The organism is Aquimarina sediminis (assembly GCF_002895435.1).
Taxonomy (GTDB): domain Bacteria; phylum Bacteroidota; class Bacteroidia; order Flavobacteriales; family Flavobacteriaceae; genus Aquimarina; species Aquimarina sediminis.
Genome location: NZ_POYJ01000012.1, coordinates 126,779 through 144,871, shown reverse-complemented (window position 1 = coordinate 144,871; position 18,093 = coordinate 126,779). Strand labels below are relative to the sequence as shown.

Here is an 18,093-nt window from a genome sequence, read left to right as displayed (position 1 = left end):
TATTATTCTACAGTTTCTCCTTCCCAATTCATAAAACCACCTATCAAATTATAAACTGTCCCAAATCCCATTTGATTCATCAAGGTGCAAGCCTGTGCACTTCGAGCTCCTGAACGACAATATACATAGTAATTCTTGGTTTTATCTAGCTTTGCTAACTCATCAAGAAATCCTTGTCCTTGACGAATATCAAGATTAAGCATATTAGGAATATACCCATCTTCTACTTCTTCTTCGGTTCTTACATCTAAAATTAATGCATTACTGTCTGTAACAATTTGCTCTTGCCACTCTTCTTGTGTGATATCTTCTGCCATTATTAAAATCTATTCTACTAAAAATTGGACTTTTATTATTTAAACTCTTTACAAATATAAAGAGTCATTCCTGAAATGTATATAAAACTATGAATTCATTTATCAAAAAAGGTCGCTTTTCACCTATGCCTTGATACTACAACCAATTGCCTTTGTTACTTCGACAGGTACTTTTTTTCCTTTCAAAAGCGCATTTACAGCATCTTCTACATACTTTTTGGTTGCTGCCGATGCATCTTTATAATTATTATCAATAGCCCCAATGTACCTAACGATATTACCTGTAGTTGTTTTTTCTAAAACATAAACATGAGGAGTTTTGGTAGCTCCATACATAGGGTATATAACTTGAGTATCATCAGTCAGATAAGGAAAAGTAAATCCTTTTTCTTTAGCTCTTATTTTCATGTTATCAAAACTATCATCAGGATAAGCCTTAGGGTTATTAGGGTTTATGGCAATTACCGGATATCCTTTTTCTTTATATAACAAATCCAATGCTATAATCCTATCTTCATATGCAACAGAATATGGGCAATGATTACAAGTAAAAATGACAATAAACCCTTTTGCATCATCATAATCTGATAAAGAAACCGAAGAATCATCAACATTTTTTAACTTAAAATCGGTAGCTATATCTCCAATAGAATATCCTCCTTTAATTTTTGTACCAGATACTTTATTTAAAGCAAAAGCACTTATTGCAATTATAAAAGCTACCCCTACTAAAATCTTTAAAGTTTTCATCTGTTTAAATTTTATATTGAACCTAAGATCTATCTTATAACATTTTTTTAAGCTCTTTTTCTAATTCATTATAGGTAAAAGATCTTTCATAAAAATTGATAGTGCCATTTTTATAAATTATTGTAGCGGGGATAGAACCAGACCAATTCTTGCTTACTTTGGGAATCCAGCTGTTTGCATCTGGATCATCTAATAAAATAACTTTACTTTCTATTTTTTGTTTTACAACAAAAGGAATCAGTTTAGATTCGACCTGACTTGGAACATCTAGACTTACCAAAATCACCTCTACTTTATCATCTGGATATCTACTATTAATCAGCTCGAAGTACGGTAATTCGGCAACACAAGGTTTACACCATGTAGCCCAAAAGTTAACAACCCTTGTTTTTCCATCATTAATAGTTAATAAAGGCTTGAAACTTTCAAAATCATAAACAGGTATTTCAATCCCTTTACTTTCAAAAACATTAGTAGCATCAAGAGCCACAGTCTTCTCTCCTTTACAAGTTGTAAAAAGTATTATCAGTGCGCTATATATAATCCATTTCGGCATACTACTAAAGTATCAAAACCCATAATTCTGTAAAAGAAAATTAACAAGCTTTATATATTTTATCTAAATATTTTCAGAATTTTTCACACATCTATAACATCCCAATGATTCAATTCTAAATCACAATAATACTATTTAACATAAATTCAAAATCCAATTTTAACAAAGAATTAATATCAATTTACAATTTTGAAAACAAAATCTAGCATATATTTGTACATACAAATATTGTATAAACAATTTAAAATAGAGAAAATTATAAAAACTGAAGTCGAGCTTCCTCTACCTAAAAAGACCATAATAAATCTTATATACACTGAGAATTGGATGATGGACAAAATCAATATTGAATTAAAAGTATTTGATATTTCTGTTCAACAATTTAATGTTTTGAGAATCTTAAAAGGTCAAAAAGGAAAACCCGCTAACCTTTCTACTATACAAGAAAGAATGGTTACCAAAATGAGTAATACCACCCGGTTGGTAGACAAACTAATTGCTAAAGGATGCGTAAAACGTATTGTTTGCGAATCCAATCGAAGAAAAGTTGAGATTACAATTACACAACAAGGCAAAGCTTTTTTAAACAAAGTAAACCCAGTAATGGCGGAATTCGAAAACAAAATTACTGCTAACCTGACAAAAGAAGATTTAACTCTTTTAAACATATTATTAAATAAACTAAGAAATTCGAATTAATCATTAACTATTAAATATTTTTAGAATCATGAAAACTAGACTCACATTATTAATCATAGCCATTACAGTTATTGCTACTACATCAACTTTTGCACAAAAGAAAAAAATTAAGGCTTCAGAAAGCACAATCAACTGGACAGGCAAAAAAGTTACCGGATCTCATTCTGGAACATTAAACTTGGCAGAGGGTTTCCTCGTATTTGATGGTGATAATATTACAGGAGGTGAGTTTGTTGTCGATATGACTACCCTTGCCGTTACAGATCTCAAATCTGGACAAGGAAAAGAAAAACTTGAAGGACACTTAAATTCTGATGACTTTTTTGGAAGTTCAAATTACAAAAGTTCAAAATTGGTAATTACAAAAGCCAAAAAAACGAGTAGTGGATATACCGTCGCTGGAGATTTAACTATTAAAGGAAAAACAAACCCTATTAAGTTTATACTTACCGTAAAAGGTAATACCGCTTCGACTACACTTAAAGTAGATAGAACTGCATATGATATCAAATATGGATCAGGTAGTTTCTTTGATAATCTAGGAGATAAAACAATCAACGATGAATTTGAATTAGCAGTTGATTTAAAAATGTAATTTTTTATTGCCTTGATTTATAATTAATTTATATATTTGACGCATTAAATAAATAATGAAAACAATTTTAACAAATAATTGGTGGTGGTTATCTCGAACGAAAACGTCGTGAGATAGCTCCTGTTATTGTGTTAAGTAAACATATCAAAGGCTTGTCAAATCACGACAAGCCTTTTTTTTGTTGCCAAAACTCAAAGGTCTAACTAAAATTATTAAACTATAAAATGAGCTATAAATTAACCACACATTTCAAGCAAGTCCTGGCGGATACATTTACTCCAGTAAGTGTTTATCTCAAAATTAGAGATCGTTTTCCTAATAGCTTACTATTAGAAAACAATGACTATAGAGGTAGTGAAAATAGCTTCTCATATATCTGTTGTAATCCAATTGCCAATATTAAAATAGAAAACGAAACGATTTATCAATCTTTACCTGATAAAAGTGTAAAAGAAACCCCCATTACAGACGCTACAGACATCCCCATGGTTATTGAACAGTTCGGTAAATTATTTGAAACAACCAAAAGCGATTTCAAATTCATAAATAATGGACTCTTCGGATATATCTCATATGATGCCGTTCGTTATTTTGAAGATATCTCCATTTCTAAGAAAGAAGGAGCATTAGATATCCCCGATATGCAATACACCGTATATCAAAACATTATAGCAATAAGTAATTTCACCAACGAAGCTTATATATTTGCGCACTCCTATGAATCTGAGAGTAATATTCCTGAAATTGAATCTCTACTAAAGGTTAAAAATTTTGCTTCCTACAATTTTACAACAGTGGGTGAAACCACTTCAAACCTTAATGATGAACAGTACAAAGAACACGTAACCCTAGCCAAAAAACATTGTCATCGTGGTGATGTCTTCCAATTAGTACTATCCAAACGTTTTTCTCAGAAGTTTAAAGGAGACGAATTTAACGTGTATCGAGCGCTAAGAAGTGTCAACCCTTCGCCCTATTTATTTTACTTTGATTATGGTGATTTCAAAATATTTGGTAGCTCTCCTGAAGCACAGTTAGTTGTTAAAGAAGAACTTGCCGAGATCCACCCTATTGCAGGGACTTTTAAACGTACCGGAAATGATGAACAGGACGCCGAGCTAGCCAAAAAATTGGCTGTCGATGAAAAAGAAAATGCAGAACATGTCATGCTGGTAGACCTTGCCAGAAATGACCTTAGTAGAAACGGAAGCGATGTTACTGTAGAAACCTACAGAGAAGTACAATTTTATTCTCATGTGATTCACCTGGTAAGTAAAGTGACTGGAAAAAAACACAAAGACACTACCACGATGAGAATCGTTGCCGATACATTTCCGGCAGGAACACTAAGCGGCGCTCCAAAACACATGGCCATGCAGCTTATTGAAAAGTACGAAACCGTAAATCGTGATTTCTACGGCGGAGCTATTGGTTTTATGGATTTTTCAGGAAATTTTAATCACGCCATCATGATTAGAACATTTTTAAGTAAAAACCATCAGTTGCATTGGCAGGCAGGAGCAGGATTAGTCAACGAATCTAATGAAGAAAGTGAGCTTCAGGAAGTATACAACAAGCTGGGTGCTCTTACAAAAGCATTGAAAATTGCAGAAGAAATATAAACCTCAACACACTCAAAATCAAACTCAACCCTAATAAAACATTAAAAAATGAGTAAGAAAATATTAGTCATAGACAATTACGATTCATTTGTATACAATCTAGTTCATTACCTAGAAGATCTTGGTTGTGAAGTTACTGTAAAACGTAATGACCAGTTGCAATTAGAGGATGTTGAACCTTTTCAAAAAGTTCTACTCTCTCCCGGACCAGGAATACCCGATGAAGCAGGACTATTAAAAGATATCATAACATCCTATGCCAATACCAAAAGTATATTCGGCGTCTGTCTGGGTCAACAGGCTATTGGAGAAGTATTTGGAGGAAACCTAGTCAATTTGGACAATGTTTATCATGGAGTAGCGACCAATGTAACATTATCAGTAACAGACGAACCTCTTTTTAATGGACTTGATTCCTCTTTTGATGTTGGCAGATACCACTCGTGGGTAGTAGAAGACAAAGATTTACCAGATTGCCTACAGGTAACATCCTATGATGAAAACGGACAAATAATGTCATTACGTCATAAAGAATTAGATGTACGCGGCGTGCAATTTCATCCAGAATCTGTGTTAACACCCGATGGAAAAAAAATACTAGAAAATTGGGTCAACAATTGATCTCTAAATACACATGATAATAAATAGTAACCTAAAAAGTAAACTCATACAAACTCACTCTCTACAACAGAAAAGAGTTTAGAGCCATAGATTTATGAAAAACTTACTCAACCGATTAATCAATCACGAAACTATCTCCAAGGAAGAAGCCAAAAGTGTTTTGGTTAACATCTCCAAAGGAGAATACAATCAAAGTCAGATTGCTTCATTTCTTACTGTTTTTATGATGCGTAGCATCACCATAGAAGAGTTAGAAGGTTTTAGAGATGCACTACTAGAACTTTGTGTTGCTATTGACCTTAAAGAATATAACCCTGTAGACCTTTGTGGTACAGGAGGAGACGGAAAAGACACCTTTAATATATCTACACTCTCCTCATTTGTATCTGCTGGAGCCGGAATTAAAGTAACCAAACATGGTAACTATGGCGTTTCATCCACATGCGGAAGCTCTAATGTAATGGAACATCTGGGAATTAAATTCAGTAATGACAAAGACTTTTTAAAACGTAGCATAGATGAAGCAGGTATTTGTGTATTACATGCTCCCCTATTTCATCCCGCCATGAAGAATGTCGCTCCGATACGTCGAGAATTAGGTGTAAAAACCTTCTTCAATATGTTAGGACCTATGGTAAATCCAGCATTTCCAAAAAATCAAATTGTAGGAGTTTTCAATCTCGAATTAGCAAGAATGTATGGGTATCTATATCAAAATACAGATAAAAACTTTACCATTATTCATGCTTTAGACGGATATGATGAGATTTCTTTAACAGGAAACACGAAAACCATCTCTAATACAACCGAAGGAATGCTATCTCCTATAGATTTTGGAGTTCCTGCTTTAAAACAAGAAGATATCCATGGAGGTAACTCAATAGAAGAATCTGCTACTATTTTTATGAATATCCTAAACGGAAATGGTACCGAGGCCCAAAACAATGTTGTCTGTGCCAATGCAGGAATGGCAATTGCCACAGTAGAAGGACTAGAGCCCAAACAAGGATTCGAAAAAGCAAAAGAATCTTTACTCTCGGGAAAAGGGTTGATTGCACTGAAAAAAGTACAAGAACTAAGCAAAAATTAATCATCACAAACTATCTAAATGAAAGTCGAAACATACAAAATCACTGGATGGAAAGAAAAAGAAACCGGGGTACTTATTGATGAAAACAAAGACTGGGTTTTAGTCAAACACATCCCCGTAGATTATGCAATTGACGGATTCAAACTATACAGAAAAACTGCCATAAAAAAGAGAAAATCAAAAGCAAAAGAAGAAAGAATCTCCAGAGTTTTACAACTAAAAAATATCAAAACAGATCTTCCTGACTCTTTTACTTTTAAAAACACACTCGAACTCCTTATATGGAGTGAGCAAAAATATGGACTATTCGAATTTCAGGATAATGAAGCTGAAATATTTTATGGAAAGCTAAACAAAGCTGCAGATGATATTTTTAACATTGATCTGGTAGCATCCGATGGTAGTATTGAAAAAGAGTATCATTATGATTTTTTAACCGATGATGTCGTTGCAATCACATTCGAATCTGATTATTTCGAATCTATGAGACTCTTAATGAATGATGAGCTAAAAAAGGATTCCAAACTAAGTAAAGTATAGTAATTATAAAACAATCTCTTTAAGAAAAGAGATAGCAGAAATGGAAAATATATTAGATAAAATAGTTGCTGACAAGCAAAAAGAAGTAGCACTAAAAAAGAATTTGATCCCCGTTAAACAATTAGAAAACTCTGTATTGTTTGATCGCAAAACAAACTCACTGGCAAGTGCCTTAAGAAATGATCAAGCTGGTATTATTGCCGAACATAAGCGTAGATCACCTTCAAAAGCAGTAATTAATCAAAAGGTAAGTGTACAAGATGTAGCACTTGGGTATCAAACCGCAGGGGTATGTGGCATGTCGGTCTTAACCGATGGAAAATATTTTGGAGGCTCACTCGATGATCTTATTTTGGCAAGAGCTTCTGTAAAAACACCTTTATTGCGTAAAGAGTTTATTATTGATGAATATCAACTATTAGAAGCCAAAGCCCACGGGGCAGATGCTATTCTATTAATAGCTGCTATTTTATCACGTGAGACTATTACATCTTTATCTCAATTTGCAAAAAGTCTGTCACTAGATGTCTTATTAGAGATTCATAACCAGGAAGAACTAGAGAAATCAATTATGCCGTCTCTAGATATGCTAGGAGTAAATAATCGAAATCTTAAAACATTTGAGGTCAGCACTGACATCAGTAAAACTTTAAGCACGCAAATCCCCGACGACTTTGTAAAAGTTTCTGAAAGTGGGATCAGTACTATTGAAGCGATAAAAGATCTAAAGCAATATGGGTACAAAGGGTTTCTTATCGGAGAAAACTTTATGAAAACAGAAAACCCTGGGACCAGCGCAATAGAATTCATAAAAAACCTAAAAAAATGAAATTTAAGGTTTGCGGAATGAAGTTTCAAGAAAATATAGAAGCAGTAGCTTCTTTACAACCAGACTATATGGGGTTTATTTTCTATGAAAAATCCCCCAGAAATTTTGAAGGAGACATCCCAGCACTACCCATTACCATAAAAAAAACAGGAGTCTTTGTTGATGCTTCTGTAGATTTTATCATCAAAAAAGTAAAACAATACAATTTTAGAGCTATTCAATTACATGGTAATGAATCTTCCAAATTTTGTCAAGAATTAAAAGATGCTCTCACTACTATAAAAAGATTTAATCAAATCGAAATCTGGAAGGTATTCTCTATTAAAGATGAATTTGATTTTGATAGATTATCACCGTATGAAGAAATTGTAGATTACTTCCTATTTGATACCAAAGGAAAAGAAAAAGGAGGCAATGGCTACACTTTTGACTGGAGTGTATTAAAAAACTATCCGTCTACTACTCCATTTGTTTTGAGTGGTGGTATTGGATCTGATCAAATAGATTCTATTTTATCGTTTATGAAAACACCCGTATTCAAATATTTATATGCGGTTGATCTAAACAGTAAATTCGAAAGCAAACCCGGATTAAAAAACACTAAAGAATTAAAAGAATTTTTATCTGACCTCTCGGGTCATTAAAGTTATTTGAAAAATGAACAATTATCAAGCTAACGAAAAAGGATATTATGGAGATTTTGGAGGAGCATATATTCCTGAAATGCTTTATCCAAATGTAGAAGAACTACGAACCAAATACCTGGAGATAATGAATGAGCCTTCTTTTAAAGAAGAGTTTAATCAATTACTGAAAGATTATGTCGGTCGCCCTTCTCCTTTGTATTATGCCAAACGTCTATCAAAAAAGCATAACACAAAAGTATACCTAAAACGTGAAGACCTAAATCATACTGGAGCACATAAAGTAAATAATACTATTGGTCAGATTCTGGTTGCCAAACGATTAGGAAAAAACCGAATTATTGCCGAAACTGGTGCAGGACAACATGGCGTAGCCACAGCTACGGTATGTGCACTTATGGGGATCCAATGCATTGTATACATGGGTGAGGTTGATATAAAAAGGCAAGCCCCCAACGTAGCTCGTATGAAAATGCTTGGTGCAGAAGTAAGACCAGCCAAATCAGGCAGTAAAACCCTCAAAGATGCTACCAATGAAGCTATCCGAGATTGGATCAATAACCCGGTAGACACGCACTATATTATTGGTTCTGCCATAGGACCACATCCTTATCCGGATATGGTAACGCAGTTTCAATCTATAATATCAGAAGAGATCAAATGGCAACTCAAAGAAAAAGAAGGAAAGGAGCTACCAGACTACGTTGTAGCATGTATTGGTGGCGGTAGTAACGCTGCTGGCACATATTATCATTTCTTAGATGAACAAAATGTAGGTATTATTGCAGTAGAGGCCGCCGGAAAAGGAGTGCATAGCGGAGAGAGTGCGGCAACCTCTCAACTGGGTAAAGAAGGTATTATACACGGTTGTAAAACCTTACTGATGCAAACTCCCGATGGGCAAATCACAGAACCCTATTCTATTTCTGCGGGATTAGATTATCCCGGTGTAGGACCATTGCATGCTCATTTGTACAAAACAGGACGTGGCGAATTCTATTCTGTAACCGATGACGATGCCATGGCAGCTGGATTAGAACTATCACAATTAGAAGGAATTATCCCTGCTATAGAATCATCGCATGCACTGGCAATTTTTAATGACAAAAAGTTTAAACCTGATGATATTGTAGTTATAAGCCTTTCTGGTCGTGGAGATAAGGATCTTGACACGTATATCGATTATTTCAAATTATAAAAACAATTAAAAGATTACCGTCTTTTCGGAAATATAAATACTTATGGAAAATAGAATTAATACAGCCCTGGCACAAGACAAAAAACTATTGTCGATATATTTTACTGCTGGCTATCCATCTATAAATGATACGGTAAAAATAATTAAGGATCTCGAGGAAAATGGCGTAGATATGATAGAAATAGGGTTACCCTTCAGTGATCCACTGGCAGATGGTCCTACAATACAGGAAAGCTCAACAAAAGCACTTCATAATGGAATGACCACTGCTCTATTATTTGAACAACTTGCAGATATTCGCAAATCAGTTAACATCCCTCTAATCATTATGGGATATTTTAATCCTATGATGCAATATGGTCTCGAAGCTTTTTGTGCCAAATGTCAGGAAATAGGTATCGATGGGTTAATTATACCAGATCTGCCCGTAGCAGAATATCATGAACACTATCAAAACACTTTTGAGAAGTACGATTTGATTAATATTTTTCTAATCACTCCACAAACTTCTGATGAGCGTATTCGATTTATCGATAGTGTATCTAATGGTTTTATATATATGGTTAGTTCTGCAAGTACCACAGGAGCCAAAAGTACTTTTGGAGACATGCAGCAAGCATACTTTGAGCGTATCGAATCCTTAGACCTAAAGAACCCTCAAATAGTTGGTTTTGGGATCAGTAACAATGAAACCTTTACTCAAGCTACAAAAACCGCAAAAGGGGCTATCATTGGTTCTGCTTTTATTAAGCATCTTACCAATGAAGGAGTAGATACTGTAGATCAATTTGTAAAGACAATCAGGTAATTTCTGATATCAAATAACAAATTACTTTGGGGCAAGTCCACAAGGCATTGGTTAGAAACAAATTTTGATTTCGAGACCAGCCTCGGGAGCATTTAATCTCGATTATCGAGTAAAAAGCCAAACACCCTATATTAAAGAGTGTTTGGTTTTACTTTTCTTTAGTATTCAGGTATAGTTCTCTTCTGGCTCCCCCCTCATTAAACAATGCTCTCATTCGGTCTTTCTGCCCTTTGGTAAACATATACATAGTATCATCATCTACCCGGTCCATAAAATTCATAAACATTTCATTGCCTCCACATGAGCTTTTGGGATATACAGGTTTGCCTAGATTTTGACTCTTTTGATCGGGAGTATCATCAACCTCGTCTCCTTCGTCACAACTACCATCCCTACCATAAATATGTTTTAAATTTAACCAATGTCCTATTTCATGAGTTGCAGTTCTACCCAAAGTATATTCTGATTCAAGAGGTTGTAAAGTACCAAATACTCTAGGGTCTATTACTACTGCATTAACCCTGGGATCTTTATCCGGAAAATGTGCATACCCTGCCAAACCAAGCCGTCCCCACCTATCAGACAAGTCTGCTATATAAATATTAAGATATTTATTACTTGGCCAGATATCCTTACCTCCTTTGTTGGTAAAGAAAAGTTTATATTCCTCAATTGGTAATTCTCCTGTTATATCGTCCCCAGAAAAACCCGAAATATCAGATTCAGTTCTAGTAATACCCGTCGTTGGTTGACCATTTGGATCTTTTGTGGCGATATAAAACTCAATACCAACATCAGCAACCAAATCCTTAAACTCATCTGGTGTCTTTACATGATCAGGATTCTTCTTTCTAAAATCTTGATTAAGTACATCAATCTGAGAATGTATTTTCTGGTCACTAATAACAAATGGAAAAGACGGAGGATTAATAACATGTATAACTACAGGGATTCTAATGATTTCTTCAGGTGGTACAATTGGAACTTCTTCTGGTACCTCGACCAAATTAGTGTCATCTTCACTACATGAATAAAAAAATGTAGCCAATAGTACTGCTACAACAACAAACCTCTGTTTAATCATACCTAATCCCTTACAATCCAATACTTATTTTTATATCCCTTACTACGATAAACCAGATCTCAATTTAGAGCGCAGCGTAAGGCAAAAATAACTATATCGGGTATCGAAAAATCCCAAAGTTTTATTAAATATTACAAGTAGAAATATATTCTATAGCTCCTAAAAAAACTCTTGATACTGCATCACTCTAAAATCCATGGTATTAAATTGGGGATTTTTAATTTTCATCGACTTATATTCTTGTAAACTACCAATAGATCTGTTTGCTGCTCCAGATGGAGCTGTTAGGGATACAGTTTTGACAACTCTAGATTCTAAATTAAATTTATGTATTCTAGGAATATCATTAGACACCAGTTCTAGTTTCATATCGTATCCTTTAAGGTGTTTTCTAAAAAAATATTCGGGACCATTTTTACTATTCCCTCCGGTAAATATCAAAGTATCTATTTTGGGGTATTGTCGCAGATACCCAATTATATCTCTTAACTTACTATTTTGCATTCCTAAATCAGAAGCATCAATCTTTTGGCGTTCACAGCTATGCACGATATCACAAACTCCAATACCTCGAGATATTAAGAAGTCTTTTCGTTGTTTAATTGCATATTCTGTAGTTTCAAAAACCAAATTCAGATCAAATATCCGATCCAAAACCGGCCACAATAACCCATTACTGCTACCGTAACAAAAGTTAACATCTTTTTTATTTAAATCTCCTGTTGTAAAACGCGGTGGTGGCAGCGTACCTACAATAAGTTTTGAAGCTCCTTTTGGAAAAAATGGTTCATAGGGATGAATATGTTGAAACATAATAGATCTGTATTCTTATAGTAAACTAATGTTTTAAAGACGAAAGTAAATGTAGTTTATTAAAATCAAAAAGGAGTTTTATACCAGCTATACTAATCTGAGGGTATAATCATACTTTGGATTCATAACATCTATCCAACACGAAAGACAATTTATCCTACATGGGAGACAGACTATTCAACTGGGAAAATTGACAAAACAACACACCTGCGATCGCTTTTCTCTACGCAGAATGCAATATTAAACTATTCAATGCTACAATAAAAACAATACAAAAGACAACAAACAATACTAAAAACTTCCTGGATTTTTGAACATTTTCTTTTTGATTTTGATTCAATCTACTAAGTTTTTTATTGGAAAACATTCCTTGAAGAAATTTTTCATTAGTATAATCAAAGCTTCTGTTCATAATCGAAAAAAAATAAATAGCCCCCACTATACCAAGTATTAAAAGAATTATATATATATATATATATATATATATATCAAAATTCAAATTCAAAACTAAATTGGTTTTTAACATTCAACTTACCTCCCACTGCTTCCAATAGTTTGTGACTTAAATCCCTATCTAAGCTCTATTTACTTTTAGAAAAGAGTATTTTAGAACTGGAAATAAATAAAAGGTTGAAAATCGGCGGCATAGGTTTGATAACAAATAATTGCCACTACCATAACCACCAGCGCCTTTATCACCAAATTACTTTTGATAAATAGGTTTTCTATCCAATCTTTGGTACTATATGGCAACCAGTGTGTGATATATCCCAAAAGCATAACAATAAAAACTATTCTATACTCCCAAAGTACAGCCAAAGCATTTTGCCAGTCCATATTGGTAACCACTTGTTGATAAAAGCGATCAATATGATCCATACTATTTCCTCTAAAATAAATACGGGTAAAGGTGATAAACACAAAGGTTAATGCAATTCTCCATAGTAATGCATACCATGCTTTTGAGTTCTCATATGGGCTTATTTTACGCCAATATTTATAGGCTACTACACCTAATCCATTAAGACCTCCCCAGATGACAAATTTCCATGAAGCTCCATGCCATAGTCCTCCTATTAGCATAGTAATCATAATGTTTACATTTCTATTAAAATGCCATGCCAGTTTTGGCGAAAACAAAGTGATAATCAATATCCCTCCCACTCCTGAAGCTGCCAAAAGAGCGATCGCATAATCATACACAGCAAAGACTCCTAAAAAGGTAAATATCAGTATAAAAGCATATGAAAAAATAGTCCCATTACGGTTCCCTCCTATAGGAATATATAGATAATCCTTAAGCCAGCTGGATAACGAAATATGCCATCGTCTCCAGAAATCACCACAATGGATTGCTTTGTATGGCGAGTTAAAGTTAACAGGGAGCTTATATCCCATTAGTAATGCCAACCCAATGGCAATATCTGTATAGCCAGAAAAATCACCATAAATCTGCAAGGAGTACCCAAACATCGCCATAATATTGGTAAATCCAGAAAACATCTCGGGTACATCAAATACACGGTCCATAAAATTAGCAGCGATATAATCAGCAAATAGCATCTTTTTTATCAATCCTTTTAGAATCATAAAAGAAGCTCTTCCAAATTCTTCTTTGGTAATATTGATCTCTTTTCTTATCTGAGGTACAAAATCTGCTGCCCGCACTATAGGTCCTGCTACCAATTGCGGGAAGAAACTTACAAAGAAACCAAAATCTATAATTGATTTTAGGGGCTTAATCTGTTTTCTATAAATATCTACACTGTAACTAATAGTCTGGAAAGTATAAAAAGAAATCCCTACGGGAAGAATAATTTTGTCTATAGTAAAATAATCAACTCCTCCCCATGTATTAGCCCATTGCGCCAAGTAATTAATAACCTCATAATCCGTCTGAAAAAGATAATTATATGAATCTGTAAAGAAATAAGCATATTTAAAATAGCAAAGTGTTCCTAAATTGATAATCACACTTATTGCTACCAACGTTTTTTTAACTAGTACGGACCGGCTATTATAAATAGCTTTACCAAGAAAGAAGTCATTGACAGTACTAAACAGTAAAATCCCAATAAAAAGTCCACTAGTTTTGTAATAGAACAATAGACTTACAGCAAAAAGATATGCACTTCTCAAGCCCTTTTTGCGATACACTATCGAATAGATAAAATATAAGGCTGCAAAGAATATCCAAAAATTCGCTTGTGTAAATATTAATGGTGAATCCTCTGAAAAAGAAAATATGTCAATAAGTCTATTCATTAATAATTTGATTCAAAATATAATTTGGTTCTAGCTCTAATTCGTTTTCCCAAGAATTCGCTAATGCTTGTAACAAAAGATCTGCTTTAATTCGATATCCCTTGACCGTAAAATGAATTCGATCTCTGGGCATTAACTTATTAGTATACCAACTTTGAGAAGAATTAAAACCTCCCATGATTTCATAAAAATCCCAAACAGCCATATTTTGCTCTTTGGCAACCTCATAAATTACCTTTCTGGCAATTCGTGTTCTTGGGTTTGGAAATTTCTTTTTGTAATACGAATCATTAGGTACGGTAAGCAATACTGCACAATTGGGATTTGCTTTTTGTATTAATTTTATAAACTCGGTATAATATTTTTTATACTTTTCTGGTTTAAAATCTGGGTGATAAGCATCATTTGTTCCAATAGAGATTATAAATAGATCTGGAGTATAGAGAAGTAATTGTTCTTCAAAATAACGGCATCGGTTATAAAAGGAAAAACTACCTCCATTGACTCCAATAGAAGTATATTCTATCCCATTATTATCATTCATTAACTCAATACCCATCATCAAAAATTCGGCATCAGGAGTATTTTCTACCTTACGAATACAGAACTCTATTTCTTCTACTGTTTTAATAAAAGTAAACTCTATAAAATGTGCTTGTTTATTTTCTTCAACATTAGAAATTAATGAATCGTCCTTAAACGATATTTCATAATCCGTACTCCAATTATCATAAAAGATTCTGATTTTATTAAAATCGTACATCTTTTCGTGATAGTTATTACCATTAGCCGTTATTTTTACATTAGATACAGTATCCTTAAATACGGCGGTAACTCCAGATAGTCCCCAAGCTACGCTATCTCTTCTTACCGAACATCGATATCCTTTCCATAGCCCATCATATTTTACCTTATAATTACCTGGATTGTTTGTTTTGGCCATACTAAAAGGATAGATAAATCCTCTTTGCCCTTTTGTATTAGGATTCATTGTCTGCAGATAAGATCTCAAACGATTTGAGTAGATATCTGCTTGAATATGAGACCCTCCTATATGAAAAACATGTAATTTCTCTTCTCCCCCTTTGGCAATAGTATCTAGTTTCTTAAAAAGTGCCTTAAAAGCTGGAGAGGTTTTTGCCATTTTAATAGTATTGGCTTTCCAGTTTACAAAGGGGTATTTATCTTGTATGGAGTCTACAACGTATGTCTGAGCTATTAAAGGCAAAGACAAAAGCCATAAGCAAAAAAACAATTTTCTACGTATCATCATCGGTTTCAGGTTCTTTAAGATCAAGGTATAGGGCTGTAAAAAATAATTCTGAAATAATCTTGGTTCCTTTCCAGGTAAAGTGCATATAGTCTTTGGCAGTTAGTTTTTCGTCTACCCATAACTTCATTGCTCCTTTTCCTCCCATCGCGTCATACATACTCCAATAGGCAGTATTGTTTTGCATACAGGTCTCGGACAATTTAGAATTAAGATATGGCAATAACGGGTAGGTTTCCATTTTACCATTTACCGGAAGGCACATATCTGTAGGACCAATAAATATAACATTAGTATTTTTTGCTCGTCTTTTAATCCAATTTATTTGATAAGCAATTCGTTTAGTATAATTTTCTACATCTGTCGAATCCTTGAGATACGGCATTGTATTTCCCCCATATTGCATAATAACAATTTTGGAACTTAACTGCCTCATCATCTGACTATAAATAGCAGCATTGGCATTGGTAAAAATGGTTCCAGATGCTCCACGCATGGCAACATTATCAATCTGCACCTTTGAGTTACCATCTAATGTTAATCCATAAAAGTCTGCACTAATTTTACCTTCTACTTCAATTTTTAAATTCGTAGGAGTTACGGCCGTTCTGATTTTATATTGATGGTATTTGCCATCGGCAATAAGGTTATCTTCCTGGATTAATGCCCCATTATTAAATACTGATATTTTTACAGGAAAATTACAATTACCATAATGTAGCCCAATATTGGTAAATCGTCTAAATTTTGCATAGGATTTTTTCGATTTACCTATTACTACAGAAGCCCTAACGATCGGCAATGTATCAATAGCAAGACTATCGGGAAGTTCTTTCTGATAGTTTGTAAAACGAGAGACTGATAGATAAGCTCCATATTTTTTATGCGAGAATTTCTTTTGTGTTGGGTCAAAAAATGCATATCGCTGCCAATTTTCACTTGGTTCTACTACTGCACTTATTTGCCTGTATACAGGTAATACAGGAATAAATCCTGGCCCACTACCTCCATACATAAGTTGTAGTCTATTACGCAAATAGCCCGTTATTCTATCTCCTTCGATCTGAGAATCTCCATAATGTATAATCCTACAGGATCTAGAGGATAGTTTTTCTCTTAGTTCATTTGCAAAATCCGGGTTACTCTCTGGGTATTTTATCCTAACAAGTCGAGTCGTATCAATTTTAGTAAAGTCAGGCAACTGTTTAATATCTCCTGTGGTAGTACTATCACTTTTACTTTCTGTAGTTTCAATATCTAGAGGTGTGACTATTTGTGTAACCTCCAGAACATCCTGTCGAGTTAAGGATGAATCTTTTTCTAATCCCAAAAACGTAGTATAGGTAGGATATTTTATAGAAGCTCCTTGATAAGAAAACCCATCATCTTGTGTTTGAGCTTTTTCTACTCCTCCTTTTTCACTTAAAAACATAAGTCCAAACAAACCTCCTAAAACGAATAGAATGAATAGTGATATTTGGATAGGTTTAATTCTCAATATTTCCCGGAAAATGTTAATGTATTGTAAAAATAGAAAGATTTTCTAAACTACAAAGCAGTTTGGCAAGTTGTTATACTTGTATACTTTGAATTTATAATAAAAGAAAATCAACTCTCTTAATGTGATTGAAGTTATCATAAAAACGCATTAAAGAGAAGATACTAATTTCTGTGCTTCATTAACGACAGATCGATATTTACTTCGGTTGGGTTTTGACATGTGTTGAGATTTTGCCAGAATTTCTGATAAGATTTCTTTAGCATCTTCGATTTTCCCTTTTTCAATTAAAAATTTTGCAAGTATATATCGCTCTTCATAATTAGAATACCTTTGATCAATCTGTCTTAGATGTTCTTCTGCTTTTTCTACGGCACCTATCTTCTCGAGGGACAATCCATGCAAAAACTGACTCCTTGACCCTTTAAAATCAAGTTTGTCTTGTATTTTTTCTGCACAAAAAATTACTTTTTCATAATCCTCGAGCTGATAGTACCCTCCAATCAGTTTTTTAACCACACCGATATCGGTATAATTACCATTAATGGCTATTTCATACTCCTGTATAGCATTTGTATAGTCTTTTATTTCTACTAAAGCATCGGCAAGATATACTCTATTCTGAAAGGTATCTGCAAAATCCAATTGCTTTCTTAAATCCTGAACCTTTTTGGTGGGATTAATAACACTTACAATCTCATTTTGAACCAAATCCAAGTCCTTTTTACTAAACACTTGAGTAACAAGGTAAATTATACTTCCTAAGATTGGTAAAAGCATAATTACAAAAAACCAATAATAATTATTTTTATTCTTAATTGCGTGATATACACAAAACCCTTGTAAGGCGATAATTAAAAAGTACTGCATAGTGCAAAAGTAAGCAAAACGATC

General features: G+C 33.8%; 19 protein-coding genes. 10 read left to right on the top strand and 9 right to left on the bottom strand.

Going from position 1 to position 18,093, the window contains the following annotated elements:
• Positions 1-2: 2 nt before the first annotated feature.
• From C1X07_RS20840 to C1X07_RS20830, 3 genes are all read right to left on the bottom strand, one after another.
• Positions 3-317, bottom strand: coding sequence for a rhodanese-like domain-containing protein (locus C1X07_RS20840; protein WP_103071979.1), 315 nt, complete (start codon positions 315-317; stop codon positions 3-5).
• A 123-nt stretch (positions 318-440) separates the two neighbouring features.
• Entirely contained in the window at positions 441-1,067 is a 627-nt protein-coding gene (locus C1X07_RS20835; RefSeq protein ID WP_103071978.1) for a thioredoxin family protein, read from the bottom strand.
• A gap of 34 nt (positions 1,068-1,101) precedes the next feature.
• Positions 1,102-1,623 (bottom strand): TlpA family protein disulfide reductase, encoded by a 522-nt coding sequence (locus C1X07_RS20830; RefSeq protein ID WP_103071977.1) that lies wholly within the window; start codon positions 1,621-1,623, stop codon positions 1,102-1,104.
• 213 nt (positions 1,624-1,836) lie between these two features.
• Between C1X07_RS20830 and C1X07_RS20825 the strand changes: the two genes are divergently transcribed.
• The 10 genes from C1X07_RS20825 (at position 1,837) to trpA (ending at position 10,269) form a co-directional block, all read left to right on the top strand.
• Positions 1,837-2,322 (top strand): MarR family winged helix-turn-helix transcriptional regulator, encoded by a 486-nt coding sequence (locus C1X07_RS20825; RefSeq protein WP_241507301.1) that lies wholly within the window; start codon positions 1,837-1,839, stop codon positions 2,320-2,322.
• A gap of 28 nt (positions 2,323-2,350) precedes the next feature.
• Positions 2,351-2,917, top strand: a complete 567-nt coding sequence (locus C1X07_RS20820; RefSeq protein WP_103071976.1) for a YceI family protein — start codon at positions 2,351-2,353, stop codon at positions 2,915-2,917.
• A gap of 224 nt (positions 2,918-3,141) precedes the next feature.
• Positions 3,142-4,539, top strand: a complete 1,398-nt coding sequence (locus C1X07_RS20815) for an anthranilate synthase component I family protein (protein ID WP_103071975.1) — start codon at positions 3,142-3,144, stop codon at positions 4,537-4,539.
• Between the two features lie 48 nt (positions 4,540-4,587).
• On the top strand, positions 4,588-5,160 hold the full coding sequence (locus tag C1X07_RS20810) for an anthranilate synthase component II (protein ID WP_103071974.1): 573 nt from the start codon (positions 4,588-4,590) through the stop codon (positions 5,158-5,160).
• 94 nt (positions 5,161-5,254) lie between these two features.
• The gene (gene trpD, locus C1X07_RS20805; protein ID WP_103071973.1) at positions 5,255-6,250 is read left to right on the top strand and encodes an anthranilate phosphoribosyltransferase; all 996 of its coding nucleotides are present in this window, start codon (positions 5,255-5,257) and stop codon (positions 6,248-6,250) included.
• 18 nt (positions 6,251-6,268) lie between these two features.
• The gene (locus C1X07_RS20800; protein WP_103071972.1) at positions 6,269-6,790 is read left to right on the top strand and encodes a hypothetical protein; all 522 of its coding nucleotides are present in this window, start codon (positions 6,269-6,271) and stop codon (positions 6,788-6,790) included.
• Between the two features lie 40 nt (positions 6,791-6,830).
• Positions 6,831-7,619 carry an indole-3-glycerol phosphate synthase TrpC gene (gene trpC, locus C1X07_RS20795; protein WP_103071971.1) on the top strand — a complete coding sequence of 263 codons (789 nt, stop codon included), beginning with the start codon at positions 6,831-6,833 and terminating at the stop codon, positions 7,617-7,619.
• Positions 7,616-8,263, top strand: coding sequence for a phosphoribosylanthranilate isomerase (locus tag C1X07_RS20790; protein WP_241507300.1), 648 nt, complete (start codon positions 7,616-7,618; stop codon positions 8,261-8,263). The genes trpC and C1X07_RS20790 overlap by 4 nt, the downstream gene beginning before the upstream one ends.
• Before the next feature lie 13 nt (positions 8,264-8,276).
• Entirely contained in the window at positions 8,277-9,461 is a 1,185-nt protein-coding gene (gene trpB, locus C1X07_RS20785; RefSeq protein WP_103071969.1) for a tryptophan synthase subunit beta, read from the top strand.
• Between the two features lie 43 nt (positions 9,462-9,504).
• On the top strand, positions 9,505-10,269 hold the full coding sequence (gene trpA, locus C1X07_RS20780; protein ID WP_103071968.1) for a tryptophan synthase subunit alpha: 765 nt from the start codon (positions 9,505-9,507) through the stop codon (positions 10,267-10,269).
• Between the two features lie 148 nt (positions 10,270-10,417).
• Here the strand turns inward: trpA and C1X07_RS20775 are convergent, their stop codons facing one another.
• The 6 genes from C1X07_RS20775 to C1X07_RS20745 form a co-directional block, all read right to left on the bottom strand.
• Positions 10,418-11,353 carry a zinc metalloprotease gene (locus C1X07_RS20775; RefSeq protein WP_103071967.1) on the bottom strand — a complete coding sequence of 312 codons (936 nt, stop codon included), beginning with the start codon at positions 11,351-11,353 and terminating at the stop codon, positions 10,418-10,420.
• A 159-nt stretch (positions 11,354-11,512) separates the two neighbouring features.
• Entirely contained in the window at positions 11,513-12,166 is a 654-nt protein-coding gene (locus C1X07_RS20770) for a uracil-DNA glycosylase family protein (RefSeq protein WP_103071966.1), read from the bottom strand.
• Between the two features lie 606 nt (positions 12,167-12,772).
• Positions 12,773-14,431 carry an MBOAT family O-acyltransferase gene (locus tag C1X07_RS20760; protein ID WP_103071964.1) on the bottom strand — a complete coding sequence of 553 codons (1,659 nt, stop codon included), beginning with the start codon at positions 14,429-14,431 and terminating at the stop codon, positions 12,773-12,775.
• Positions 14,424-15,704: a GDSL-type esterase/lipase family protein gene (locus C1X07_RS20755; protein ID WP_103071963.1), complete on the bottom strand. Its 1,281-nt coding sequence runs from the start codon at positions 15,702-15,704 to the stop codon at positions 14,424-14,426. The genes C1X07_RS20760 and C1X07_RS20755 overlap by 8 nt, the downstream gene beginning before the upstream one ends.
• Positions 15,691-17,199: an SGNH/GDSL hydrolase family protein gene (locus C1X07_RS20750; protein ID WP_128755344.1), complete on the bottom strand. Its 1,509-nt coding sequence runs from the start codon at positions 17,197-17,199 to the stop codon at positions 15,691-15,693. Before C1X07_RS20750 ends, C1X07_RS20755 begins: the two co-directional genes overlap by 14 nt.
• 150 nt (positions 17,200-17,349) lie before the next feature.
• Positions 17,350-18,069: a tetratricopeptide repeat protein gene (locus tag C1X07_RS20745; RefSeq protein ID WP_103071961.1), complete on the bottom strand. Its 720-nt coding sequence runs from the start codon at positions 18,067-18,069 to the stop codon at positions 17,350-17,352.
• Between the last annotated feature and the right edge of the window lie 24 nt (positions 18,070-18,093).